This window comes from Lysobacter antibioticus, from assembly GCF_001442535.1.
Taxonomy (GTDB): Bacteria; Pseudomonadota; Gammaproteobacteria; order Xanthomonadales; family Xanthomonadaceae; genus Lysobacter; species Lysobacter antibioticus.
On record NZ_CP013141.1, the window covers coordinates 815,907 to 840,407 of the forward strand.

Consider the following 24,501-nt stretch of genomic DNA (forward strand, 5'->3'; position numbering starts at 1 on the left):
CGCCGCCCCGGCCGCCTCGGTGGGCATGATCCAATCCGCCCCGGTGCGCTCGGGCCAACAGATCTATGCCGACAACCGCGACCTGACCGTGCTGACCACGGTCGGCGCCGGCGCCGAAGTCATCGCCGACGGTTCGGTCCATATCTATGGTCCGCTGCGCGGTCGCGCCCTGGCCGGCGCGCAAGGCAACGAAAAAGCCCGCATCTTCTGTCGCGAGTTCCACGCCGAACTCGTCGCGATCGCGGGCCATTACAAGGTGCTTGAAGACATCCCGAAGGAACTGCGCGGCAAAGCCGTGCAGATCTGGCTGGAAGACGAACAAATCAAAATTGCGGCTCTGGATTGAAGCCGCACCATTGGAGGAACGAGTTTTGACCGAAATCATCGTAGTCACTTCGGGCAAGGGCGGTGTCGGCAAGACCACCACCAGCGCCAGCCTTTCCTGCGGGCTCGCCCGTCGCGGCCACAAGGTCGCCGTGATCGACTTCGACGTCGGCCTGCGCAACCTCGACCTGATCATGGGCTGCGAACGCCGCGTCGTTTACGACTTCGTCAACGTCGTCAACGGCGAAGCCAACCTCAAGCAGGCGCTGATCAAGGACAAGCGTTTCGACAACCTCTACATCCTGGCCGCGTCGCAGACCCGCGACAAAGACGCGCTGACCAAGGAAGGCGTGCAGAAAGTCCTCGAGGACATCTCCGCCGAAGGCTTCGACTACATCGTCTGCGACTCCCCGGCCGGCATCGAGAAGGGCGCGTTCCTGGCGATGTACTTCGCCGACCAGGCGGTCGTCGTGGTCAATCCGGAAGTCTCCTCGGTGCGCGACTCCGACCGCATCCTGGGCCTGCTGTCGTCCAAGACCCGCCGCGCCGAGAACGGCGAGCGCGTCAAGGAGCACCTGTTACTGACCCGCTACAGCCCCAAGCGCGTGGAAGGCGGCGAGATGCTCAGCATCGGCGACGTCGAAGAAATCCTCGGCCTGAAGACCATCGGCGTGATCCCGGAATCCGGCGACGTGCTCAATGCCTCCAACAAGGGCGAGCCGGTGATCCTGGAAACCGAATCCGACGCCGCCCAGGCCTACGACGACGCCGTCGCCCGCCTGCTCGGCGACACCCGACCGATGCGCTTCACGCAAGTGGAAAAGAAGGGCTTCTTCAGCAAGATCTTCGGAGGCTGAGCTTATGGGTCTGTTCGACTTCCTGCTGGCCAAGAAGCAGACCGCATCGGTCGCCAAGGACCGTTTGCGGATCATCGTCGCCCACGAGCGTGCCGGACGGGGCGGTCCCGACTATCTGCCGATGCTGCAGCGCGAACTGCTCGAGGTGATCCGCAAATACGTCAACGTCGACGCCGAATCGGTCAAGGTCGACCTGATCGGCGAAGGCGACAACAAGGTCCTGGACATCTCGGTCGCCTTGCCGGAAAACCCGGCGCAGGCCTGAGCCGACGCGGCCGGCCTGCCGGCCGCGGACCTGCCCACGCTGCGTGCTCGAATGGTGCAAGCCGTCGTCGCGCAGCCGCTACCGCTCCGCCGATGCCGTGGTCGCGCGCCTCATCGCGGCGAGCGTGCATGGCCGAGGCATTACATTCGCCGGCCGCGCCGTTGCACGTGCCCTCGCCGCGACCGTGGCCCTGTCCGGGCCTGTTGCCTGACTCGCAGCGTTCCCACCTTCAAACGTTCCGCACATGCTGACCCTGTCCCACCTCGCCTTCGACGACGTCGCCACCCTGCTCGCGCGCTACGACCTGCGCCTGCAGCGCGTCGACGACGGCGAGCCGATTCCGGGCAGCTACTGGGGCGACACCGAGGCCGGCCTGATCGGCAGCACCGTGTACGCGCGCGGCGACACCCCGCTGCACTCCCTGTTGCACGAAGCCGCGCACCTGATCGTCCTGCCGCCCGAGCGCCGCGCCCAGGTGCACACCGACGCCACCGACTCGATCGAGGAAGAGGACGCCGTGTGCGTGCTGCAATGCCTGCTCGGCGACGCGATTCCCGGTGCCAGCCGCGAGCGCATCTTCGAGGACATGGACAGTTGGGGCTACAGCTTCCGCCTGGGCTCGGCGCGCGCCTACGTCGAGCAGGATGCCGAAAGCTCGTGGCAATGGTTGGCCGAGCGCGGATTGGTGCGGCTGCCGGAGCGGGTGCTAGCAGCGTAACGCCGATCTCGCACCGCCCTTGTCCGCAGGAGCGGCGTCCTACTGGATTTCCTTCGGTCACAAGCCGCGACCAATGGCCGCGCAGAGGCGACGGCGCCGGAGCCACCCACCGAAGCGGCGTGCCGTCGCGGGGTAGGAGCGACGCAAGTCGCGACCGCGCTGCAATAATCTCGCAGCGCGCCACTCAAGCAAGATCAAGGTCAAACGACAAGAGCTTCCGCCACTAAAGCGGCGGGCAAATTTCTTTTGGCCAAAGCCCCAAAAGTCCGCCTGGATTCCCTTCGGTCAAAAGTCACCGAAGAAAAGTGCTTTTCCTTGACGAAGCTCCCCTACGAGTACGCAGCCCGCGCCGGGATTTTCCGATAAGACATCCCTGTCTTATCCGAAAACGCCGCACGTCCTGTGCGCCGCCCTCCGGGTCTACGATCGCATCGCAAGTTCGAAATTACGCCAAGCTTTTCACAGCAACAGCAAAGACTAAGTAGCGGTTGCGGTTGCGGTTGCGGTTGCCGCAAAGATTTTACTGTTGCTGTGCGCCGCTCCGCACTCGCGAAGGCGATAGAAGACCCGGAGGGCGGCCCGCATGGATGCGGGCCGTTTTTCATCGGGACAGGGATGTCCCGTATGAAAAAGCCCCGCGTCGGCAGCGCTCGTGCGGGCCTGTGATTCAAAGAAAAGCATTTTTCTTTGGTTACCTTTCTTTTGTTGCTTATGACAAAAGAAAGTAACCCGCCGCTTCAGTGGCGGAAGCTGTTGGCGTTTGATCTGGATCCAGATCTTGATCTTGCTTGTGAGCGATGCGCCGCAAGACCGAAACGGCGCGGTCGCGGCTCGCGCCGCTCCTACCCTGCGAAAGCACGCCGCTTCGATGAGAGACATCGGCGTTGTCGTCTCTGCGCATTCCTTGGTCGCGGCTTGTAACCGGAGGAAATCCCTGTGGGACGCCGCTCCTACCCTATGAGGGCTCGCCGCTTCGATGATGCGATATCGGCATTGCGGTTACTGCGCGTCCCGCAGTCGCGGCTTGCGCCGCTCCTACCCAGAAACCATGGGCCGCCATCGGCACAAGCAAGAGAAAGAAGAGAAGGTCACCACGAGCGGCCACCGACGCCCTCCCTGGCGCCGACGCCATTCAAACCGTGCGGATCGGGCTATCCCCATAACCCTTTCCGTCTTCTTACAGCTTCCCTTCCCCTGATTGCGCCTTCCAGGCGCTTACCCCCACCGAGTGCCTGACGGCCGCGTTCTCAGAACGCGACCGGCGAAATCTGCGCGGTCCGCGCGACGTCGACCGCCGCGGGCTCGGCTTCGCTGACCGGCGCCGGCAGCGCCGATTCGGCGCGCCGGACCGGACCGGCGTCGGCCGGCCCATTCATCATTACGATGCCCACCACCGCCAGCGCCAGCAGGGCGGCCATGGCGACGCGCCTCAGATTGAGGCTGCCGTGGGGAGGTTCGATCGGCGCTTCTTCGCGCGCCCAACTCAGATCGGCCGTGAACAGGCATTCGCCACCTTCGCGCCGGTTGCGCTGCGACGAAGTCGTCGCCAGCGGCCGGTACCGCCTGTCGTCGGAAGAGCTCATCGTATGTTTCATGCCGTTCCTGTTGAAGCCAAAACGATTCCCCATGGGATCCACCCATCCCAAGCGTGGCCGATGAACGGCTGCCGCTGGACGTCACTTTTTCCGTTTTGGCGTCACAAATCAAATCCCTTTTTGTGACATGGGTGGAAACCCGACCGGGAAACGCCGTCCCGAAACCTGAACGAAACCGTCACAAATCCGGCCTACGTTTCATAGCGTTAAATGAATATCGAAAATTTAACAATCTAAGCGTTTACACGTAACGAAAAAATAACTTCGACGAAAGCACATTTCGTGACCCGGTACTGGCTGAACGGCCTGAATCGGTCAAATATCGGATCTGAACGGAGACGCTCGTAACCGTTTTCAGTCCACCTAATGTGCCGAATGTGCGCAGAACCTAGCCCCGGCCAGACGCTCACCGCGCCTCCCGGCCAGCCGCCCAGGCGCCCCGGCGCCCGCCGGCTTGCGCCCGACCGACCCGGCCTCTAGCCTTCTGGCTCGCGCGCAAAGCGCGGCACTTCCTGGAGAGAGCACACATGAACCACGTTCGCGCCGTATTGGCGCTCGGCATCGCTGCGGCCGTCATCGGCCTGGCCGGATGCAAGAAAGACCCCACCCCCTCCTCCAGCACCACGGCCGCCGCCGCGCCGGAAGGCGAGACCGCCGACCAGTTCATCGCCCGCGTCAACGACGAATACAAGAAGATGTATCCGGAGATGACCTCGGCACAGTGGTTGTCCTCGACCTATATCAACGACGACAGCCAGCTGCTCTCGGCCAAGGCCAACGAGCGCTACCTGACCCAGCTCAACAGCTGGATCGAACAGTCGAAGAAATTCGAAGGCCAGCAGATGTCGCCCGCCAGCGCGCGCGCGATCCAGTTGCTGAAGATCGGCACCTCGATGCCGGCGCCGAAAGACCCGGCCAAGCTCGCCGAACTGACCCAGATCGCCACGCGCATGGAAGGCATGTACGGCTCGGGCACGTATTGCAGCGGCACCGGCGACACCGATTGCCGCCAGCTCGGCGATCTCGAAGACGTGCTGCGCAACAGCCGCGACTACGACGCCCAGCTCGACGCATGGAAGGGCTGGCACACCATCTCCAAGCCGATGCGCAAGGACTACACGCGCTTCGTCGAACTGGTCAACGAAGGCGCGCGCAACCTCGGCTATGCCGACACCGGCGAGCTGTGGCGCTCCGGCTACGACATGAGCCCGGTCGAGCTCGCCGCCGAAACCGACCGTCTCTGGGGCCAGGTCAAGCCGCTGTACGAACAACTGCACTGCTACACCCGCTCGCGCCTGGAAGCCAAGTACGGCGCCGACAAGGGCGAGACCACCGGCGGCATGCTGCCGGCGCACCTGCTCGGCAATATGTGGCAGCAGGACTGGGGCAACATGTGGGACGTGCTGGCGCCGTACACCGAGCAGCAGGCCGGCAGCCTCGACATCAACGGCGCGCTGGCACGCCAGTACCAGCACAACTTCGACCTGCAGACGGCGAAGAACCCCGGCGACCGCGCCGCCGACGAACAGGCGCAGATCGAAGTCGACGCCAACCTGGCCAACGCCAAGCAGATGACCGAGCGCGCGCAGGACTTCTACGTCTCGCTCGGCATGCCCAAGCTGCCCGACAGCTATTGGAGCAAGACCCAGTTCATCAAGCCGCGCGACCGCGACGTGGTCTGCCACGCCAGCGCCTGGGATATGAACATGGGCGGCGACGTGCGCACGAAGATGTGCATCAAGCCGAACGAAGAAGACTTCACCACGATCTACCACGAGCTCGGCCACGTCTATTACTACCTGGCCTACAACAACCAGCCGCCGTTGTTCCAGACCGGCGCGCACGACGGCTTCCACGAGGCCATCGGCGACACCATCGTGCTGGCGATGACGCCGAAGTACCTGCAGTCGATCGGCCTGGTCGGCAGCCAGCAGCAGAGCAACGAGTCGCTGATCAACGCGCAGATGCGCATGGCCCTGGCCAAGGTCTCGTTCCTGCCGTTCGGCCTGATGATCGACCGCTGGCGCTGGGGCGTGTTCGACGGCTCGATCAAGCCGGGCGAGTACAACAAGGCCTGGTGGGAACTGAAGGCCAAGTACCAGGGCGTGGCCCCGGTCGAGGCGCGCGGCGAAGAGTTCTTCGACGCCGGCGCCAAGTACCACGTGCCGGGCAATACGCCGTACACGCGTTACTTCCTCTCGCACGTGCTGCAGTTCCAGTTCTACAAGTCGCTGTGCGACGCGGCCGGTTTCAAGGGCCCGCTGTACGAGTGCAGCTTCTACGGCAACAAGGCCGCCGGCGCGAAGTTCCAGGCGATGCTGAGCAAGGGCGCCAGCCAGCCTTGGCAGCAGACCATGAAGGAACTGACCGGCGGCGAGAAGATGGATGCCTCGGCAGTGCTCGAATACTTCGCGCCGCTGCAGACCTGGCTCAAGCAGCAGAACGAAGGCCAGAGCTGCGGTTGGCAGGCTTCGGCGGCAGGCGCGCCCGCGCCGGCCGGCGCCAAGCCGGCAGCGGCCAAGCCCGAGGCGAAGGCAGGCAAGCCCGCACAAGGCTGAGCCCGAGCATCGCAGTGCTCTCGCGGCGTCCGCGTCCGCAAGCGACAGAAGAAAAACCGGCTTCGGCCGGTTTTTCTTTGTCCGCGAGACGATTAAGCGCCGACCGCGTCGGCCTGCTCGGCCTTACTTTCGAGTAACTCGCGATAACGCGCGAGCAGCTCGCCTTCGGCCACGATGACGAAGGCCCGCGTCATCGCCGTGAACTCTTCGTCCGCGCCGGCCATCGCCAGCAGTTGCGCGCGTTTGCGCGCGGCCCGCTGCAGGGGACGGGCGCGCTGCGCGGGTGCCGCGACCGCGGCCTCGTCCAGGGCTTCGGCGATGTCGAACGACAGATCGTTCAAGCGCTGCAGATGGCGGGTGCGCGCCTCGACCAGGGCCTGTCGATTGAGCGCCATGATGCGGATCGTGTGTTCGCCGTAGGCATCGGCGACGGCGCCGTGGAAGCTCGGGCTCAGCAGCGACAGATCGGTGTCGGTATGCCAGGCCAGATGCGGGCCGGGATCGCGCCGGGTCGGGTCGATCAGCAAAGGGTCTTCGCGGTCGCAGTCGTCGCCCGGCTTGAACGCCCGAACCGCCGACACCGGGAACGCGTTGCCCTTGCCCACGCTCTGCACTTTTTGCGCGGCCAGTTGCGCAGCGGTCATGCCGGCTTCGGCGATCCGGTGGCCTTCGACGCGATTGCAGCCGATGCAACTGCGCAGCAGATTGTCCCAGTCGGCCGCGAGCCACCAATAGCCGCGATGGCCGGGTTCGCCGTCAACGCCGGCCTTGGGACGGTAATGCTCGATGTCCGCCGACGAAGTCGCCTCGTGCAAGGATTCGCAGTACGCGCACTTCTTCTTGAACAGCTCGCGCAGCGCCTCTTTGACGTCGGGCCGCTTATAGGCCTTGAAGGCGAAAGTCTCGGCCTTCGGGTCCAGGTAATGCTTCGAGGCTTTCTCCAGTTCGCGCCGGCCGGCGCCGTCCGGGTCGACCAGCGAAGCCGGCGCCCGCACCGACTTGCGATCCACGAACCTCATTCGTGGGCTCCCGCTGCGGCGCCCGCGCTCAACAGGGCCACGATTTCCTCGAGCGCGTCCTCGCGCATCGCCGCACGCTCGGCACCGCCGCGACGGCGGCGATCGTTGAGATAACGCTGGGTGGCCTCGCCGACGAGTTGCTCGACGGGCGTGTCGCCTAGCGGCAGGCCCGCGAGTTGCGCCGCCAGCGCGCCGCGTTCGCGCTGCTCGCCGGCATCGAGCGCGGGCTTGCCGAGCAGATAGGCATAGCGATGCAGGGCCGCATCGGTCTGCGGCCGCGCGGTGCTGGCCAGGCCGAAGAAGTCCGAGGTCAGCAACTGGTCGCTGCGCAACAGCTCGATGTTCGGCAAGTCTTCGCGCGGCCGGATGCGGTCGTGCTGGTCGCGGTACAGCACGTGCACCTCGCCGTCGCGCATGCCGCGCAGGCACAGCGCGTCGTGGGCGGTGACGATGAATTGCACCTTCGGCATCGCTCGCCGCAGCGCCGACATCACCTCGATCTTCCAGCGCGGGTGCAGGTGCACGTCGATCTCGTCGATCAGGACGATGCCCTGCGCGTATTCCAGGTTGCCCCAGGCGTCGACCATGCGCCGCATGATGTCCACGGCCATCGCGAACAGGGAGCGATAACCGTCGCTCATGCGCTCGACCGGGGTCACGCGGCCATGGGCCCGCACCATCACGTGGCCGCCGGGGCCGCGGAAGATGTCGTCGTCCTCGTGCAAGGAGAGCACCTCGCGCATCGCCCGGGCCACCGCGTTGAAATGCTGCCGGCTCGCCTCGACCAGCCACGGCGAGGGATCTTCCAGTTTGGCGAAGGGGTCGAACAGACTGCGGTTGACCGCGTTCTTGTGGATGCGCTCGTGCGAGCGGAAGAAGCGCCGCGCGCCATAGGCCAGCACCATCGACGGCACCGCGTCGCTGTAGGTCTCGATGCGGCCGAGCGAATCGATCTCGATGCGGCGGGTGTCGCCGGACGACAGCAGCACCTCGACATAGGGCCGGTCGGTCAGCACCTCCCAGGATTCGCGCTGGCGCGGCAGGAAATCGGCACCCTCGACCCGGCTGCCCTTGCGCAGGCGCTCGTCCATCAAGGCCAGCGCCAGCGCCTGCAACACCGTGCTTTTACCGGCGGCGTTCTCGCCGAGCAGCATCACCCCGGAGGCATTGCTGTCGGAGGCCTGGGCATGGGCGAACTCCAGCTCCAGGGTGTCGATGCCCTTGAAGTTGAAGATGCGCACGCGTTCGACGTGGGACGGGTCCAGCCTGGGCCTGAGTTCGTAGTACTCGCCCACCGCGCTCCGCAGAGATTCGGAGATCGGCGTTTTGTCCGCGCCCGACAGATATTCGTAGGCGACCCGGTCCCAGACCTCATGGTGTCCGGCCAGGCGCGGAATGTCGCGCGAGGGGCGGAAGCCGACGATGGGCTTGAGCCCGGCCCGGCGCGCGGTTTCCTTGGCCACCGCGTCGAGCGCGGAACGGATCGCGCCGCTGTGCCGGAGGTTGTCCAACTCGTCGATCAATCCGATCGTGACCGGTTCGGCCTCCGGATCGATCGCCTGATGGACAGTGCTCAGCAGGTCGAAGATCCATTGGCGTCGCGCCTCCACCAGGCGCGGACGGTTGAGGTTCAACACCTCGATGCTCGCCGCGCCCTTGTCGGTCTTGCCGACTAAGCCGCCATCGGGCAGGAATGCCAGATGCCGCGCGGGGTCGTCGCGGCAGGGATCGATCAGCAATGCGTTCTCGCTCGCGACCGTCTGCCGCCACGCCGTCATCGGCAAGGCGCGCGGCGTGTCGACCGGGAACAGATTGCGCTTGGCCGAGACGCATTCGTTGCAGGCATACATCAGGTTGCGCCATTCGAACGCCAGCCAACCGTAGTGGTCGGGGCTTTCCTCGCGCGTGCGTGGATCGGCCGCGGCCAGGATCGGGCGGAACGGATCGATGCGGCTTTCGTGCATCTGCAGGCCGGATTCGCAGTACGCGCATTTGCTCTTGAACTGCGCGTCCAGAGCCGCGTACACGTCCTCGCCCAGGAACAACGGCTCGTAGCGCTCGAACGGCGCGCGCTGGCGCTGGCGCTCCTCGGCCGGGCGACTGTAGAACGCGGTGATTTCGCGGGCCCAGTCGAGCAATTCCGGCCGGCGCAACGACGGCGGCGTCGCCAGCCTTTTCACTTTCCTCATGCAGCCCCTCCGCAGGGCATTGGCGGCCGCAAGCGGCCCGGGCATTGGCGGCCGCAAGCGGCACACGTATCAGCGGCCGCAGGCGGCACATGTATCAGCGGCCGCAAGCGGCTTGGGCCTCCGTGGCTGCGCCGGGCCGCGGATCGCCGTCATTATGGACATGGCGCGGTCTGGCGGAATGGCATTCGGTCCGAGATCGCGAAGCCGGAGCGATGCCGGCCTCGGGCACAATGCCGATGCGGCCTGCGCTTGCGCCGCTTCCCGTCCTGGCCGTCCCTGCGGCGGCCGCGCTCCCGGAGTTCCGCATGCCCCCGTCGATCCGCCTGTCCGCCGCCTTGCTGCTCGCGCTTTCGTCTTCGGCCGTTGCCGCCGAACGCGTCGACCTGTTGATCCGGCATGCCAACGTGGTCGACGTGGTCGACGGCAAGACCCGCACCGACCGGACCATCGCCGTGCGCGGCGATCGCATCGTCGCCATCGTCGACGACCCCAAGGCCAAGCGCTACCAGGCCGGGCAGACCGTCGAAGCCCAGGGCAAATACGCGATCCCGGCGCTGTGGGACATGCACGTCCACTTCGGCGGCGGCGACAAGCTGATCGAAGAGAACAAGAACCTGCTGCCGCTGTACCTCGCCCACGGCATCGCCGCGGTGCGCGACGCCGCCGGCGACCTCAGCCCGAGCGTGTTCGAGTGGCGCGACGCGATCGCCGCCGGCCGCCTCGACGGCCCGACGATCTACACCTCCGGCCCGAAGCTGGAGGGCTACAAATCGATCTGGCCCGGCGACATCGAAGTCGGCAACGCCGCGGAGATTTCCAAGGCGCTCGACCGCTTGCAAGCTTGGAAGGTCGATTTCGTCAAGATCACCGACAACACCTTGTCGCCGGAGCTGTTCCTCGACGCCCTGAAGCAGGCGCATGCGCGCGGCCTGCGTACCTCGGCGCACGTGCCCTTCAGCCTGACCATCGACACGGTCAGCGCGGCCGGGCTCAGTTCGATCGAACACATCGACTACGCCTACAAAGCCGGCTCGCCGCAGGAAGCCGAAATCGGCGCGATGGTCGCGCGCGGCGAGATCGACAGCCGCGAAGGCTGGAACCGGATCCAGGCCAGCTTCGACGAGGACACCGCGCGCGCCGCCTATCGGCGCCTGGCCCAACGCGGCACCGCGGTCACCCCGACCCTCAACGGCAGCTTCGTCACCACCTATCTGGATCGCGACGATCACCGCGGCGATGCCTATCTGCGCTACATCGGCCCCGGCCTGCAGGCGACCTATGCCTGGCGCGTCGAACGCGCGGCCAAGGACGACGCCGTGGCGATCGAGCGCCGACACCAACGCTACGAACGCAGCGCGGCGATCCTGCCCTTGCTGCAGTCCTCCGGGGTCGCGATCCTCGCCGGCACCGATGCGGGCTTCCTGAACTCTTTCAATTACCCCGGCATCGGCCTGCACGACGAGTTGCAGCGCTTCGTCGACAACGGCCTGACCCCGTTGCAGGCGCTGCAGGCGGCGACCATCAACGGTGCCCGCTTCCTGGGCCAGGAGCGCCTGCACGGCCGTCTCGCCGCCGGCAAGGCCGCCGATATCGTCCTGCTCGACGCCGACCCGCTGCGCGACATCGCTGCCACGCGCCGCATCGATGCCTTCGTGTTGCGCGGCAAGGTCCACGATCGCAAGGCGCTGGATGCGATGCTGGAGGACGTGCGCAAGAAGGTGGCGGCGCAGACCGCGCCCTAGCTCTTTGTAAGAGCGACATCCTGCTGGATGTCCTTCGGTCATGAGTCGCGTCCGAGCATCTACGCTTGCGTCGTCGTTGCGAGGTCGCAGTCGCGGCTTACGCCGCTCCTACCCTTAAAGCCCCGCGGCTCGCGCCTCAACGCCGGAACTTTTGCGGCGTGGTACCGCTGAACTGCTGGAACATGGCGATGAAGGCCGAGGCGCTGGCATAGCCCATCGCCACCGCCACCTGTTGCACGCTGCGGCCCTGCTCCAGCAACGGGATCGATTGCTGGAAACGCAGGCGCTGACGCCATTGGCTGAACGACATGCCGAGTTCGTCGCGGCAGCGCCGGCTCAGGGTGCGCTCGGTGGTGTGCACGCGCTGCGCCCATTGCTCCAGGGTGGTGTTGTCGCCAGGGTGGTGCTGCAGGGCGTCCAGGATCGGCCCGAGCAAACGGTCTTCGCTCTGCGGCACGAACCGCGACAGCATCGGCGTGGCCAACAACTTGTCGATCAAGACCCGTGCCAGGCGCCGATCGGCCGCGGTGTCGGGCACTTCGATGCCGCGATCGAACAGGTCCTCGACCCCGGCGATGAACAACGGGTGCAGACGCACGATGCCCGGCGATTTCGGCAGCATCGGCGTGTAGCGCTCGGCGATGTTGATCAGGCGGCACTGCACCTCGCGCCGGTTGTGCGAGCTGTGGTCCATCTTCGGCGGGATCCACACCGCATAGCCGGGCGGCGCGAAGAACGGCTGCTCCTCGATCAGGAACGCCATGCTGCCGGACTCGACGAAGGCCAATTGTCCCCAGGGGTGCTGATGCAGGGCGCTCTCGGTGTCGACCGCCAAGGCCTCGTAGCGCAACAACAAGGGGCCCGGCAGCGAGCGGTAGGGATAGTGGAAGCGGCGGCTGTTGCGCATCTTGTCCGGGCCTCGCTACGGCTTGTCTGGTTATCGACATCTGTCGATTACCCGACATTCTAGAATGAGCTGCCCCACGTTGTACGGAACACCGCAATGCATTTGTTACTGCCGATCCTGGCCACGCTGATCTGGGCCGGCAACACGATCGTCAACAAGCTGTCGGCCGGCGCGATCGAGCCGGCGGCGATCTCGTTCTACCGCTGGCTGGTCGCCCTGCTCGTCCTCACGCCCTTCATGCTGCCGCGGGTGTGGAAGCTGCGCGCCCAGGTGCGTCCGCACTGGCGCAAGTTGATCGTGCTGGCCGCGCTCGGCATGGTCATGTACCAGTCGCTGGCCTACTTCGCCGCGCACAGCGTCAGCGCCATGTCGATGGGCCTGATCGTCGCCGCGATACCGCCGATGACGATGGTGATCGGCATGTTCGTGCTGAAGACGCGGCCTTCGCCGGGCATGCTGATCGGCGCGCTGATTTCCTTCGCCGGCCTGAGCTGGTTGCTCAGCGGCGGGCACCCGGCGCGATTGCTGCAGCAGGGCCTGGGCCGCGGCGAACTGATGATGCTGCTGGCGGCGTCTTCGTATGCGCTGTACGGCGTGCTGGTGAAGCGCTGGGCCTTGCCGATCCCGAACGGCGAATCGCTGTACCTGCAGATCCTGTGCGGAAGCGTGCTGTTGCTGCCGGGCTTCCTGCTGGCGCCGTCGGTGGCGTTGACCGCGCAGAACCTGCCGCTGGTGCTGTACGCCGGTCTGCTGGCCTCGACCGTGGCGCCATGGTTCTGGATGCACGGCCTGCTGCGCCTGGGCGCGGACAAGACTTCGGTGCTGATGAACCTGACCCCGGTGTTCACTGCCGTGTTCGCCGTCCTGTTCCTGGGCGAGCCCTTGCAGACCTATCACTGGATCGGCGGCGTACTCACCCTGCTCGGCGTCGCGACCGCCCAGGCCTTGCGCCAGCGTCCGACGGCGCCGCTGCGCGCGCAGGAATGCGCGAGCTGATCGGATGCTCGCATCCTCAGGCTAGGAGCGGCGCGAGCCGCGACCTGCGCCGGGCCGCGAAGCACCGCCCGCAGACCGGTCGCGGCTTGCGACCGAAGGCAATCCAGAAGAACGCCGCTCCTGCCCAGCAGAACCTCGGCGCCATGCACGCATCGCCATTGTGAGCCTCGTCAAGTTCGGCATTGACACTCGCTGTTAGGGTCGTGGCATGTCGTCGCCACCCGACATCGAAACATCGGCCTCGCGGCCCGGTCAGCGCCTGCTCTGGGCCGCGCTGATCGTCGCCACCGCGCTCGTCGTCGCGCTCGGCTGGCAGGTCGGGCGCCTGCGCACCGATCAGCAATGGCTGGTCGATCGCGTCACCCAACCCTATGTCGGCATGTACGTGCCGCGCGTCGCCCTGCAGTCGCTGGACGGGCGCGAGCGCGAGCTCGGCCAGCCGCCCGGCGACAGCCAGGTGGTGTTTTTCTTCACCACCACCTGCCCGCATTGCCGCGCCTCGCTGCCGCAGTTGAAACTTGCCGCGGCGCAGTTGCAGGCCGCTTCCGGCGGCGGCGCCGAACTGATCGGCGTGGCCTTCGCCTCGACCGAGCAGACCCGCCGTTATGCCGACGAACACGGGCTCGACTTTCCCTTGATCGCCCACGACGACCGCCGCACCTCGGCGCTGTTCCGCGCGCGCAAGGTGCCCTCGTTGCTGGTGATAGGCCGCGACGGGCGGGTCCGCTACCAGCACCTCGGCGCGATCAACAGCAAACAGACCTTGCAGGAACTGCTGCGCGCGGTGCGGCCCTCGCCGCGCGCCGCCGTGCAGACCGCGGTCGCCGCCTCGGCGGTGCCGCGATGAACCATGCAGCGTCGAGGGATTCGACGCTGCGACGGGTGCCCCGGCATCCGCCAACGACGCGGCCGTGGCCGCGTCCCTCGGCCGGACCGGCATCGTGCCGGGCTCCGGCGTATCCGCCGCGGTCTTGGGAGAGGGCGCGGCGAACATCGACAGGAGCTCAGTAATGAAGAAGCGCAATCGTGGTGTCCGTATCGTCCTCGCCGCCCTGCTGTTTTCCGCGGCGATGGGCTTCGGCGCCTTCCAGGTGATCGCCGGCAACGGCGCCGCACCGGCCCAATCGGAGTCGTGCAACTCGTTCGCGTGTCGCAGCGAGTGCCCGGAATTCGGCGGCGAACTCGGCCCCGGCGGCCCGGGCCGTCCGCTGGTCTGCTATTGCTGCGGCTGATCCCCCTCGGCCGCAAGCGTCTGCCGGCCGCAGGGGGGTGACCCCCGGCCGGCTTTTTTTATTCCGCATCCGCCTTGAAGCGGCCCCCCGGCATGGCTCGCGGCGATCGCCCCCTGCCGGCGCCAAGGCAGGAACACCGGCACGCGCGCGAGCGCCACGCAAAACCGCTTGTTTGCCGGCCACTCCGGCATCCGGTCGGGCCGATTCGATGCGTTGTCACTGAAATTCGTGATACGGCACACACGGATGCATGACATTTTGCTAGCTTGCGCATGGATTCAACGAACTCCCCGCCTGACGTCGCGATGGGGCGCGGCGACACTGGCGGCCTTTCGCCTGTTGCGCCGGCTCGTAACGAGCGGCGGTTACGGATGACGGGGCACGCATGAAGCCTTCATGCGCCTTTGGCCCCGCACATCGACCGCCCCAATCTCACGAGCGTGCCCTGCGATGCATCAACGCATCGACCGGATCAAGAACCTGGCATCGGTATCGCAGTTCCGCATCGGCGCGCTGCTGGTACAGCCCGATCGCCTGTCGATCATCCGCGAAGGCGTAACGACGGCGCTCGAGCCGCGCATGATGGAAGTGCTGGTCGCCCTGGCCGAACGCGCCGGCGAGGTGATCAGCGCCGAGCAATTGCTGATCGAGATCTGGCGCGGCACCTTCTACGGCGACAACCCGGTCCACAAGACCATCGCCCAATTGCGGCGCAGGCTCGGCGACCGCAGCCGCGAACCCGACTACATCGAGACCATCCGCAAGCGCGGCTACCGCCTGGCCGCGCGGGTCAGCTTTCCCGACGACTACCGCAGCGGCCTGCCGCGCGCGGCGGCGTGGACCGACGGCAGCCCCTACGTCGGCCTGCGCTCGTTCGACCAGGCCCATGCCGGGGTGTTCTTCGGCCGCGGCCGCGCGACCGCCGAGTTGCTGGCGACCTTGCGCGAACAAGTCGACAGCCAACGCCGCTTCGTCCTGGTCTCCGGCGCCAGCGGTTGCGGCAAGACCTCGCTGCTGCGCGCCGGGGTGATGCCGCTGCTGCAGCAGGACGGCGGCTTCGACGGGCTGCACGCACTCAGCAGCGTCTACTTCGATCTCGGCGCCTGCCGCGGCGGCGACCTGCTCGCGCGCTTGGCCCAGGCCTTGTGCGGCTGGTCGCTGCTGGGGCGCCCGGTGTTCCTGGAAACCGAGGTCGAGGCGCTGGAGCAACAGTTGCGCACCGCGCCCGAACAGGTCCAGGCCCGCATCGAAGACGCCTTCCTGCGCATGACCGGGCATCGCGCCGAACGCGCCCATTTGTTGCTGGTGATCGACCACAGCGAGGCGGTCGTCGCCGAACCGGCCATCGACGCTCGCGACCGCAGCGATTTCGGCGCGGCGATGGCGGCGCTGTGCGGCTGCCGGCACGTCGCCGCGATCGCGATCACCCGCAGCGATTTCTATCCGCGCCTGATCGAAGCGGTGCCCGGCCTGGCCGAGCTCAAGGCCGGCGACGGCCATATCGATCTGCTGACCCCGCGCCTGGGCGAGATCGGCCAGATCATCCGCGCCCCCGCCGCCCTGGCCGGCCTGAGTTTCCAGGAAGATCCGGAAACCTCGATCCGGCTCGACGACGTGCTGCGCGACGCGGCCGCCCAACACCCCGATTCGCTGCCGCTGCTGCAGCACACCTTGCAGGCCTTGTACGAGCGCCAGGACGAAGGCGGCGTGCTGAGCCTGCGCACTTACCGCGAGCTCGGTGGGCTGGAAGGCGCGCTCGCCCATCGTGCCGAACAGGTCTTCGCCGATTTGCCGGCGACCGCGCAAGCCAGCCTGGAACGCGTGCTCGCGGCCTTGATCGTGATCCGCCCCGACAGCGACGCGATCACCGCGCGGCGGGTGCTGTGGTCGGCGCTCGACGATGCCGCGGCGCGCGAACTGGCCGAGGCCTTCGTGCGCGCCCGCCTGTTCGTCGGCGAACTCAGCGGCGGCGAGCCGGGCTTCGGCGTCGCCCATGAAGCGTTGTTGCGGCAATGGCCGCGCGCGCGCGAATGGGCCGGCGACAACCGCCAATTACTGCAGGCGCGCGAACGCCTGCAGCGCGCGGCGCGGCGCTGGGCGGGAGAAGGCCGTCGCTCCGACCACCTGCTCAATCCCGGCCGGCCCCTGGCCGAAGCGCGCGAAGCCGCGCGCCGCCTGCCGGCCGACCTGGCCGCGGCCGACCTCGAATTCCTGCGCGCCAGCGAACGCCAGCAACGGCGCAAGCAGTGGCTGCGCGTCGGCGCGATCGGCGCCCTGGCGGCGCTGACCCTGGCCTCGGTCGGCCTGGGCCTGCAGGCCTTGCAAGCGCGGCGCGAAGCCGAACAACGCCGCGACCAGGCCCAGCAACTGGTCGGCTTCATGCTCGGCGATCTCGCCGAACAACTGCGCCCGATCGGCAATCTGCAACTGCTCGACAGCGTCGGCAGCCAGGCCCTCACCTATCTGGAACGCATGCCGGAAGCCGACATGCAGCCGCGCGAACTGGTCAACCATGCGCGCGCCCTGCGCACGGTCGGCGAAGTGCTGATGAACCTGGCCCGGTTCGACGAGGCCAATGCCGCCTTCGAGCGCGCCGCCGAAGCGGTGGCGCGGGCGCGCCGGGAAACGCCCGACTCGCTGGAAGCCCTGGCCGAATCCGGCACCGTCGCCTACTGGCAGGGCTATTACGACTTCCGCCAGAAACGCATGGACCCGGCGCACGCGCACTGGCTCGACTATCTGCGCGCGGCCGAGCAATTGGTGGCGCGTGCGCCGACCGACCCGCGCTGGCAACTCGAATTGTCGTATGCGCTGAACAATCTCGGCACCCTGGCCAACAGTCGTCAACGCACCGACGAAGCCGCGGAGCTGTTCGCACGCTCGGTCGCGATCAAGCGCGAGTTGCTCGCGCGCAAGCCCGACGACAAGTCGCTGCGCTACGAACTGGTCGACAGCCTGTCCTGGCTCAGCACCGCGCAGGAATCGCGCGGCCAGTTCGAGGCCGCCGCCTCCGGCTACGCCTTGCAGACCCGGATGCTGCGCGAACTGGTCGCCAACGAGCCCGATGCCAACGCCTGGCGGCGCAAACTCGCGACCGCGCTGCTGCGCAGCTCGATCCTGGCGCTCGACCGCGGCCTGGTCGACGAGGCCGCCCGCGACGCCGAGGAAACCCTGTCGCTGCTGCGCCGCTTGGTCGAGCAACAGCCCGATAACCGCACCTGGCGGCGCGACCTCGCACACGCTTACGCCCACGCCGGTTGGATCGCCGCCTTGCGCGACGCGCGCCCGCAGGCCGCGCAGCAACTGCGCGAGGCGCAAGCGACCTTGGCGCCCTTGCTCGCGCAAGCGCAATCCTTGCCGGAGTGGCGGCGGCTCGACGCGGTCGTGCGCCTGCGCCTGGCCCAGGTGGAGAGCGCTGCCGCAACGACGCCGTGGCCGGCGCAGATCGACCGCGCCGTGGCCGACCTCGAAGCCCTGCACTCGCGCGGCAGCGACGCCGCCAGTCTGTCGACCCTGGCGCGCGCCTTGGTTTCGCGCGGCGAACGCTTGGCCGCCGTGGGCCAACGCGAGCGCGCCATGAGCGACTGGAAGCGCGTGCGCGGGCTGCTCGCGGCAAGCGCGCCGCAGTCGCGCGACCGTTTCCTGCTCGATACCTGGATTCGCGCGCAGATCCACCTCGACGCCCACGCCGACGTTGCGCGCCAGATCGAATGGCTGCGCCGCAGCGGCTACCGCCACCCGGATTTCATCGCCTTCTACGCTCCACCCACCCGCCAGGAAGCCCTGCAATGACTCAGAAGTCCAAGAACAAGACCAAATCCGCCGCACTGGAGATCGAACTCACCGTCGCCCATGTGGTGTTCGGCGGCAACGCCGCGCAAGGCCGTTATTTCTACAGTTTCTCGCCCGACGTGGTCACGGTCGGCAAGGACCAGAGCCCGGTCAAGATCACCTACCGCCTCGAAAAAGAAGTGTCCAAGCATTTCAAGATCGACGGCGTGCTGAACTCCGATTCCAAGGATCAGATCTACGACACCAAGATCGCCGCCGACGGACGCAGCGCCAGCATGATGAACCGCAACGACACCCAGACCCTGATCTTCTTCTCGGTGTTGGTGCGCGACGAAAAGCGCGGCGTCCTGGTCGCCTGCGACCCGCAGGTCGGCAACGACCCGGAAATCACCCCGCAGGCCGGCAAGCGCAAGCGCTGAGCCGACGCGGTCGGTCGACGGCACTGCGTTGGCTCTGCGAGCGCGGCGTTTACCCACCGCCGGAAACCGCAGCAGCCGGTAGCCAGCGGCCGCTGCGGTCCCGACTGTTCGACATCGCTGGTCGCCCGCGGCGGCCTCGATGCGGCCTATCGCCCGGCCGCCCGCGGCCGGCCGAAGACTGCGGACATATCGCCCAAGCAGAGCGGAGCCCGCCTGCGCGGGAATGCCGGGCTCAGCGGCCGCGTTGCGATGCCGGCCACCGCCCGGCCCACGTTGCGAACGACGCAAAGCGGCCAGAGGCCGCCCGACGGAGGCGAGCGAACCGGTCCGCTCGCCTCCGGCATGGCTCGGCCTGTTGCGCCAAGGCATTGATCGCGCAAGGAAAAAACGACCGTAAGGTTGCCGTAAGGCAGGCCGGAAGCGCTGCGAGGAGTCTGCGCTCACCCGGACCGCCGCGTGCCGCCGCCGGGACCGATGCGCCGGCCGGCGCACGGTGTCCGGCACGAACCCGCCCCGGCGGATTCGCAGGAGCCCGGCCATGTCCGAGTCCGACTATCCCTACACTTTGTCCGGCGACGGCGGCGACACGCTCGACTCGCAGGACGACATCGGCCCGCTCTCGCAGTTCCGCCACGGCGCCCAGGACCGGCGCCTGCTCGAACTCGCCCGCCTCGATGCCGGCCTGGCCGCCAACAACGATTTCGACGATAAGCCCTGGGGCCTGCTGTACCGGGCGCTGACCGATTCGATCGACGTCTCGCCGGACGACTTCCAACTGGTCTATCCCTCGACGCGCTGGGACTGGCCGACCACCCAGGCCGGTTTCATCAGCGCCGCCCAGCACGACTTCTGCGCGACCGCGCCGCGGTGGAGCGCGATCGGCGCCTACGTCTCCAGCGGCGACCCGGTGCACCAGGCCTATCAGCAGTTCCTCAACGTGATCCCGGCCGCGACCGAATACCCGAGCCTGCGCCAGCACCTGCACGACGCCGACGACGAACTGGTCGTGGCGACCAACCACTACACCCTGGCCACGACCTCGGCCGCCTCGGCCTACGCCAATCAAGTCACCGACAACGAGCCCTGCTTCAGCGAGTGGCTGGGCCGCAGCGGCGGTCGCGGCTACCAGGCGCGCATCGTCGCCGCCGAGGCCGCGATGAACCAGGCGCAGGCGCATTATTCGGCACTGGTCGCGCAATGCGACGCCGACGAACTCGGCGCGGCCCAGCGCCGTTGCGGCAGCGACGAGTTCCATGTCCGCCTGGCCGATCTCAACCTGATCAAGATGGCCAAGGTCCCCGACTGGCATGTCGAACACGACGCCGTCGACTGGGTCGCGCGGGTCCAGGCCGGTCACGGCCCGGCCGGCGCCACCGTCGGTTTCAGCAACCGCGAAGCGCCGTACGATTTCGGCCGCAGTTGGGCCGGGCGCCAGGGCAAGATCCGCCAGCTGTTCTGGCAGGTGCGCATCAACGGCCGCTGGGAGCGCATCGACGAATTCGAGTTCGACAACCAACTCGAACTGTCGCTGGATTTCCAGGCGGTCGACCAGGTCCGCATCGCCCCGGGCGGCTGGTACGACGGCGAATTCGCCCGCAGCATGATCGACGGCCCCTTCGTCCACGGCTACAGCCCGTTCGGCGACGAACGCGGCCAGGCGGTGTTCGGCGAAAAAGGCTTCTTCGGCCTGGTCAAGAGCGGCATGGTCGTCGGCTACAAACCGAGCTTCAGCATCCGCACTACCACCTCGACCTTCCGCCGCTTCGCCAATGTCTTCAAGTTCGCCACCGGCCTGCGCATCGGCCCCTTCACGCTCGAAGCCGAAGGCGGCAGCGCGCGCGCCGGCTGGAAAGCCGATCCGGCGAGCTTGAGCTTCACCGGCACCACCACCTCGGAGGTGCCCTTGATCATCGGCGTGACCATCGCCGAGTTGCCGAACGCCTGAGCCTTGACCACTCGCTGCGGCCACCCGGCCGCGGCGCTCACGGACCGCGCAAGACCCAACCGCAGTAGCGGCCCGAACAGGCGCCGTTGGAGGCATCGAGCAGCACCACGTTGCCCAAGTCGCCGCGCGGACGTTCGATCATCGCCGGCAATACCAGGATCGCCGGCGCGGAGCGGTCCAGCCCCCGCGGAAGATCGAAACCGCGTGCGATGCGATAGCGCGGCCAACCGGCAATGCGCGCATCGAAGGATTTTTGTCCGCCCGCCCCAACGCGCGCGCGCCAGCGGCTGAGGTCGAGCGGGCCGGCCACGACCAGGGCGCCGCGACGCCAGGGACCGGCCAGCAGCGCGGTCGTGCTCGGCGCGGACTTCGCACCGCGAAAAGCGACCGCGTCCAGCGCATCCGACAAGCGCGGGATCGTCGACAAATCGTCGGGCGCGGGCTCGACCGCCACGCCGGTGCCGACCATCTTCTGCATCGCCGCCACCGCCGGCGGCAGCGACGGCAGCGGCCGGCGCGCCATCACCCGCACCGCGGCCGGGATCGACAGCCCATGCAGTTCCATCGCCGCCTCCTGCGCGCGCGCCTGCAGGATCTGGAAACGCGGCGCGGCCTCGGCGCCGCCGGCGGCGTCGATGCGTTGGCGCACCGCACGCGAACCGCCGGCACGGCCGGCTTGTTCGGCTTCGATGATCAAGGCGCCCAGGGCCAGGTCCGGCTGGTCGTAGAGCCAGGTCCAGGCCAGGCCGCGCCAGGCGCCGTCGAAGGTCGGGTGGATGCGCAGGGCCTGCAGGAAATTCGCCCGCGCCGCGTCGCGCTGGCGGCGCAGGCTTTCGGCATCGACGATGTCGAGCGGCCGCGCCGCGGCGGCGCCATAGCGACCGAGGCCGTGCGTGAAAGCGCCGAGCCGCCAGGTGCCGAGCTCGCGCGGCGGCAATGCGCGCGAAGGGTCGGCCGCCGCCGCCGCGGACAAATAGTGTTCGATCGGCTCGATGCGCTCGGCGCCGGCGCCCGGTTGCAAGACCGCCGAGGCTTCGCGATACAACCGCATCGCGCCCTCGTAGCGGTCGCCATCGCGCTTCGCGTTCGATCCCTGCGCCTGCACCGCGATCATCGCGAGCTGCTGGCGATAAAAGGAATCGCCGTGCACGGCACTGCTCGCCGCGCCGCGAATCAGGGCGTCGATCTCGGCCTCGCGTTCGCGCGCGGAACGCTGCGGCGGCGGCGAGACCGCCGCAGGCGCCTGCGACGCCAGCGCATCGGCCATCGCCGAAGGCTCAGCGGGCACGGCCGGCACGCTGCCGACGATCGCATCGGCGGAGAAGCGCTGCGCGTTGCGGGCCGGCGCGACCAGGATCGCGACCACCGCAAACGCCGCCACCACCACGCCGATGCGCAGTTCGCGGTCGTTGCGCTCGATCGAGCGCATCAGCACCGCGATCAGGCTGGGCACCGCCGCCATCAACAAGGCGAGGTTGAACCAGCGCTCGCTGCGGCTGTGCAGCGGCGAGGACACCCAATGCCCGGCCACGTCCATCGCCCACAGCGGCAAGGACATCAACCAACCGGTGAACGGCGCCAGCAGGATCAGAGTGAAGAACAGCAGCACGGCCAGCTTGCCCCAGGCCATGCGGGTATAGCGGAAACCCTGCAGGGGCGGGTGCCGGCTCATCGGTTCTTGAGCATCCTCGGCAGGACCAGCATGAACATGCCGCAGGCGGCCAGGAAACCGACGCCGAGCAAGGTCATCAGGATCGCGTTCATCCAGCCGTCGAGCGCGGCCGCGCCCGAGCTCGGCAGCAACTGCGCGTACAGGGTCTGCACGAACTGAGCGAGCCGGGCGAACGACCAGGGCAGCGCCACCGCCATGCCGACCCGCACCGCGATGCCGATTCGCGACGACCAAGAGTTGCTCGCGACAGCCGCGCCAGACCCGCGTGGCCACCAGGACCGTTGCGCCTGCGCGACCTTCTGCGCGGTCTGTGCCTGCATCTGCGCCTGCATGCGGGTCAGCTGCGCCTGCATCTGGGCCATCTGCGCGGCGGTCACCGCCGAGACCGGCCCGCGCGCTCCGCGTCGGCCGCCCAAAGGCTCGGGTCGGGGGTTCGGTTTCGGCCGCGGCTTGGCATCGCGCGCGGTCTTCGCGATCAGGTCGGCGCGCACGCAGGACGCACACGGCTGGCTGGCGTAATGCTGGTGCTCGCGATTGCGCGCGCACACGACCAGGCGCCCGCTCGAAGGCTGCGCATAGCTGCGCAGCGCGCGGCTCCACTCGGCCGCGCTCGGCCGCTCTTCGCTGTCCTTGCCGAAGGCACGGTCGAACAACTGGCGCAGCTCCAGCGGGATCGCCGCATGCGCGCTGACCGGGCTCGGCGTCATCATCCGGTGAGCGCGCAAGCCGTAGGCGTAATGCCGCTCGCGGATGCGCGCCGGGATATCGGTCGGCACGCGATCGGAAGCCGGCCGGCCGCTGTAGGGATGGATGCCGAAGTTCAACAACTGGAACACGACCACGGCCAGGGCGAAGCGGTCCTGGGTTTCCTCGCCGGCCGGGCCGAGCTTGCGCGCCTGGAACTCCGGGGCAAGGTAATCCGGCGTGACCTGCGGCGCGGAGAAACGCTTGCCCTGGCCCTGGATGCTGAAGCCGTCGCAGTCGAGCAAGGCGATGTACAGCGATGCGCGATAGAAGCGCAGGTTGACCGGCTTCAGGTCGACCACGTAATGATGCTGCGCATGCAGCGCGGCGAGCACCGCGCTGAGGTTGGCGGCGAGCGTGACTTTGGCGCCGAGCCCGACCGGCAAGCCGGCCGCGCGCGCCTGCCGCTCCTGCAGCACCTGTTCGAGTTCGGAGGTCGACTTCACGTCGAGCGCCGGCATGGTGAAGCCGACGAAACGCCCGCGCTCGTCGCGCACCACCGCATGCGGCCAGGCGATCTGGACGTAGCGCTTGCCGCCCTCGACCTGGTCGGGCAGATGCGGGCGCAGTTCCAGCATCGCCTCGATGCGGTCGGTATAGCTCGGCGGGTCGACGCGCTCGTGATAGATCTTGGCGACGCTGTGGGCGTCGTCGGGCAGCAGGTACACACTGCCCGCACCGCCGCTCTTGATCAGCGCGCCCAGCGTCGAGCGCCGAGTCCCGATCCGGATGCTGCTGCCGCTGCGCAGAGTCATGGCGCCCGAATCAGACCCGCAAGGCGATCAGCAGGGTCTTGTCGTCGGACGTGATGCCGTGCGTGCGCGAGTCGTCCAGGGTACCGAACAAGGCGCGGCTGCCCGCGTCTTCGTCGACCGACGCCAGATAACGCGCGACCGGATCGATGAAGGGCCGGTACAGGCCGGCATTGCCCTTTTCCATCGCGAACGGCATCGCGCCGTCGGACATCAGGTTCAAGCGGGCCACCGGGTACGGCACGGCGAGCACCCGCAGATGCTCGCGCCAGGCCTCGCCGGTGACGAAGTAAGTTTCGTTGGCGTACTCGCCGTTCTCCGGCGCCGACACGCGGGCGGCGTGGGCCTGCGCATCGGCCGCTTCGGCCACGCCGAGGCCATCGCCGATATGGAAAAACCAGCCGCGATCCGCATCGCCGACGAAGCCGACCAGGGTCGCGGCATAACTCGACAACTCCGCCTGCGCTGCAGCGGCCACGGCGCTCAGCGCCGCACGCGCGTCGAGCACCGCGGCGGCGGCCAGTCCGGCCACCGCCTGCTCGCTCGTCGCCGACGCATCGCCCTGCTGCGCCCAGGCCGCGGCCAGGCTGCGCACCACCGTGTCGGCGGTCAGGCGCGAACCGATATCGCTCGACGCCGCCGAACCGGCGCCGTCGCAGACCACCGCCACCAAGACTTCGCCGTCGGCGTGGAAAGCGAACGCGTCCTGGCAGGGGATGCCTTTGTCGAGATGCGATTTTCCGGTGGCCGATGCCGCATAGATCCGCCAGCCCAT

At 67.7% G+C, this 24,501-nt stretch carries 19 protein-coding genes and 1 pseudogene; 12 read left to right on the top strand and 8 right to left on the bottom strand.

Features of this window, described 5'->3' with window-relative positions:
- Nucleotide 1: 1 nt before the first annotated feature.
- The 4 genes and pseudogenes from minC to GLA29479_RS03385 form a co-directional block, all read left to right on the top strand.
- Nucleotides 2-346: pseudogene (minC, locus tag GLA29479_RS03370) on the top strand (septum site-determining protein MinC); the annotation flags it as partial.
- Between the two features lie 25 nt (nucleotides 347-371).
- Nucleotides 372-1,181 carry a septum site-determining protein MinD gene (gene minD, locus GLA29479_RS03375; protein WP_031374140.1) on the top strand — a complete coding sequence of 270 codons (810 nt, stop codon included), beginning with the start codon at nucleotides 372-374 and terminating at the stop codon, nucleotides 1,179-1,181.
- Nucleotides 1,182-1,185: 4 nt separating this feature from the next.
- The gene (minE, locus tag GLA29479_RS03380; RefSeq protein WP_031374141.1) at nucleotides 1,186-1,446 is read left to right on the top strand and encodes a cell division topological specificity factor MinE; all 261 of its coding nucleotides are present in this window, start codon (nucleotides 1,186-1,188) and stop codon (nucleotides 1,444-1,446) included.
- Nucleotides 1,447-1,690: 244 nt separating this feature from the next.
- Nucleotides 1,691-2,164, top strand: coding sequence for a hypothetical protein (locus tag GLA29479_RS03385; RefSeq protein WP_057918694.1), 474 nt, complete (start codon nucleotides 1,691-1,693; stop codon nucleotides 2,162-2,164).
- A gap of 477 nt (nucleotides 2,165-2,641) precedes the next feature.
- Here GLA29479_RS03385 and GLA29479_RS24290 read toward each other — a convergent pair whose 3' ends face one another.
- Together GLA29479_RS24290 and GLA29479_RS03390 are read right to left on the bottom strand one after the other, a co-directional pair.
- Nucleotides 2,642-3,043, bottom strand: coding sequence for a hypothetical protein (locus GLA29479_RS24290; RefSeq protein WP_144436331.1), 402 nt, complete (start codon nucleotides 3,041-3,043; stop codon nucleotides 2,642-2,644).
- A 368-nt stretch (nucleotides 3,044-3,411) separates the two neighbouring features.
- Nucleotides 3,412-3,801, bottom strand: a complete 390-nt coding sequence (locus GLA29479_RS03390; RefSeq protein WP_144436332.1) for a hypothetical protein — start codon at nucleotides 3,799-3,801, stop codon at nucleotides 3,412-3,414.
- A gap of 485 nt (nucleotides 3,802-4,286) precedes the next feature.
- Between GLA29479_RS03390 and GLA29479_RS03395 the strand changes: the two genes are divergently transcribed.
- The gene (locus GLA29479_RS03395) at nucleotides 4,287-6,317 is read left to right on the top strand and encodes a M2 family metallopeptidase (RefSeq protein WP_057918696.1); all 2,031 of its coding nucleotides are present in this window, start codon (nucleotides 4,287-4,289) and stop codon (nucleotides 6,315-6,317) included.
- A 92-nt stretch (nucleotides 6,318-6,409) separates the two neighbouring features.
- Here the strand turns inward: GLA29479_RS03395 and GLA29479_RS03400 are convergent, their stop codons facing one another.
- Nucleotides 6,410-7,336 carry an HNH endonuclease family protein gene (locus GLA29479_RS03400; protein ID WP_057970778.1) on the bottom strand — a complete coding sequence of 309 codons (927 nt, stop codon included), beginning with the start codon at nucleotides 7,334-7,336 and terminating at the stop codon, nucleotides 6,410-6,412.
- Complete coding sequence (locus GLA29479_RS03405; protein ID WP_169795607.1) at nucleotides 7,333-9,525, bottom strand: AAA family ATPase; 2,193 nt, start codon at nucleotides 9,523-9,525, stop codon at nucleotides 7,333-7,335. Before GLA29479_RS03405 ends, GLA29479_RS03400 begins: the two co-directional genes overlap by 4 nt.
- 305 nt (nucleotides 9,526-9,830) lie before the next feature.
- Between GLA29479_RS03405 and GLA29479_RS03410 the strand changes: the two genes are divergently transcribed.
- Nucleotides 9,831-11,267 carry an amidohydrolase family protein gene (locus GLA29479_RS03410; protein WP_057970780.1) on the top strand — a complete coding sequence of 479 codons (1,437 nt, stop codon included), beginning with the start codon at nucleotides 9,831-9,833 and terminating at the stop codon, nucleotides 11,265-11,267.
- A 136-nt stretch (nucleotides 11,268-11,403) separates the two neighbouring features.
- On the opposite strand, the gene GLA29479_RS03415 is transcribed toward GLA29479_RS03410, so the two are convergent.
- The gene (locus tag GLA29479_RS03415) at nucleotides 11,404-12,174 is read right to left on the bottom strand and encodes an AraC family transcriptional regulator (protein WP_057918700.1); all 771 of its coding nucleotides are present in this window, start codon (nucleotides 12,172-12,174) and stop codon (nucleotides 11,404-11,406) included.
- A gap of 96 nt (nucleotides 12,175-12,270) precedes the next feature.
- On the opposite strand from GLA29479_RS03415, the gene GLA29479_RS03420 reads away from it, so the two are divergent.
- The 6 genes from GLA29479_RS03420 (at nucleotide 12,271) to GLA29479_RS03445 (ending at nucleotide 20,558) form a co-directional block, all read left to right on the top strand.
- Complete coding sequence (locus tag GLA29479_RS03420) at nucleotides 12,271-13,170, top strand: DMT family transporter (protein ID WP_057970781.1); 900 nt, start codon at nucleotides 12,271-12,273, stop codon at nucleotides 13,168-13,170.
- Between the two features lie 208 nt (nucleotides 13,171-13,378).
- Nucleotides 13,379-14,017, top strand: coding sequence for a peroxiredoxin family protein (locus tag GLA29479_RS03425; protein WP_057970782.1), 639 nt, complete (start codon nucleotides 13,379-13,381; stop codon nucleotides 14,015-14,017).
- A gap of 163 nt (nucleotides 14,018-14,180) precedes the next feature.
- Nucleotides 14,181-14,402: a hypothetical protein gene (locus GLA29479_RS03430; RefSeq protein WP_057918703.1), complete on the top strand. Its 222-nt coding sequence runs from the start codon at nucleotides 14,181-14,183 to the stop codon at nucleotides 14,400-14,402.
- A gap of 450 nt (nucleotides 14,403-14,852) precedes the next feature.
- Nucleotides 14,853-18,194 carry an nSTAND1 domain-containing NTPase gene (locus GLA29479_RS03435; protein WP_057970783.1) on the top strand — a complete coding sequence of 1,114 codons (3,342 nt, stop codon included), beginning with the start codon at nucleotides 14,853-14,855 and terminating at the stop codon, nucleotides 18,192-18,194.
- Nucleotides 18,191-18,613 carry a hypothetical protein gene (locus GLA29479_RS03440; protein ID WP_057970784.1) on the top strand — a complete coding sequence of 141 codons (423 nt, stop codon included), beginning with the start codon at nucleotides 18,191-18,193 and terminating at the stop codon, nucleotides 18,611-18,613. Before GLA29479_RS03435 ends, GLA29479_RS03440 begins: the two co-directional genes overlap by 4 nt.
- Nucleotides 18,614-19,151: 538 nt before the next feature.
- Entirely contained in the window at nucleotides 19,152-20,558 is a 1,407-nt protein-coding gene (locus GLA29479_RS03445; RefSeq protein WP_057970785.1) for a hypothetical protein, read from the top strand.
- Between the two features lie 37 nt (nucleotides 20,559-20,595).
- Here GLA29479_RS03445 and GLA29479_RS03450 read toward each other — a convergent pair whose 3' ends face one another.
- The 3 genes from GLA29479_RS03450 to GLA29479_RS03460 are packed head-to-tail and all read right to left on the bottom strand — an operon-like array spanning nucleotide 20,596 to nucleotide 24,501.
- Complete coding sequence (locus GLA29479_RS03450) at nucleotides 20,596-22,230, bottom strand: hypothetical protein (RefSeq protein ID WP_057970786.1); 1,635 nt, start codon at nucleotides 22,228-22,230, stop codon at nucleotides 20,596-20,598.
- The gene (locus GLA29479_RS03455; protein WP_057970787.1) at nucleotides 22,227-23,729 is read right to left on the bottom strand and encodes a protein kinase domain-containing protein; all 1,503 of its coding nucleotides are present in this window, start codon (nucleotides 23,727-23,729) and stop codon (nucleotides 22,227-22,229) included. Before GLA29479_RS03455 ends, GLA29479_RS03450 begins: the two co-directional genes overlap by 4 nt.
- A 10-nt stretch (nucleotides 23,730-23,739) precedes the next feature.
- Nucleotides 23,740-24,501, bottom strand: a complete 762-nt coding sequence (locus GLA29479_RS03460; RefSeq protein WP_057918709.1) for a PP2C family serine/threonine-protein phosphatase — start codon at nucleotides 24,499-24,501, stop codon at nucleotides 23,740-23,742.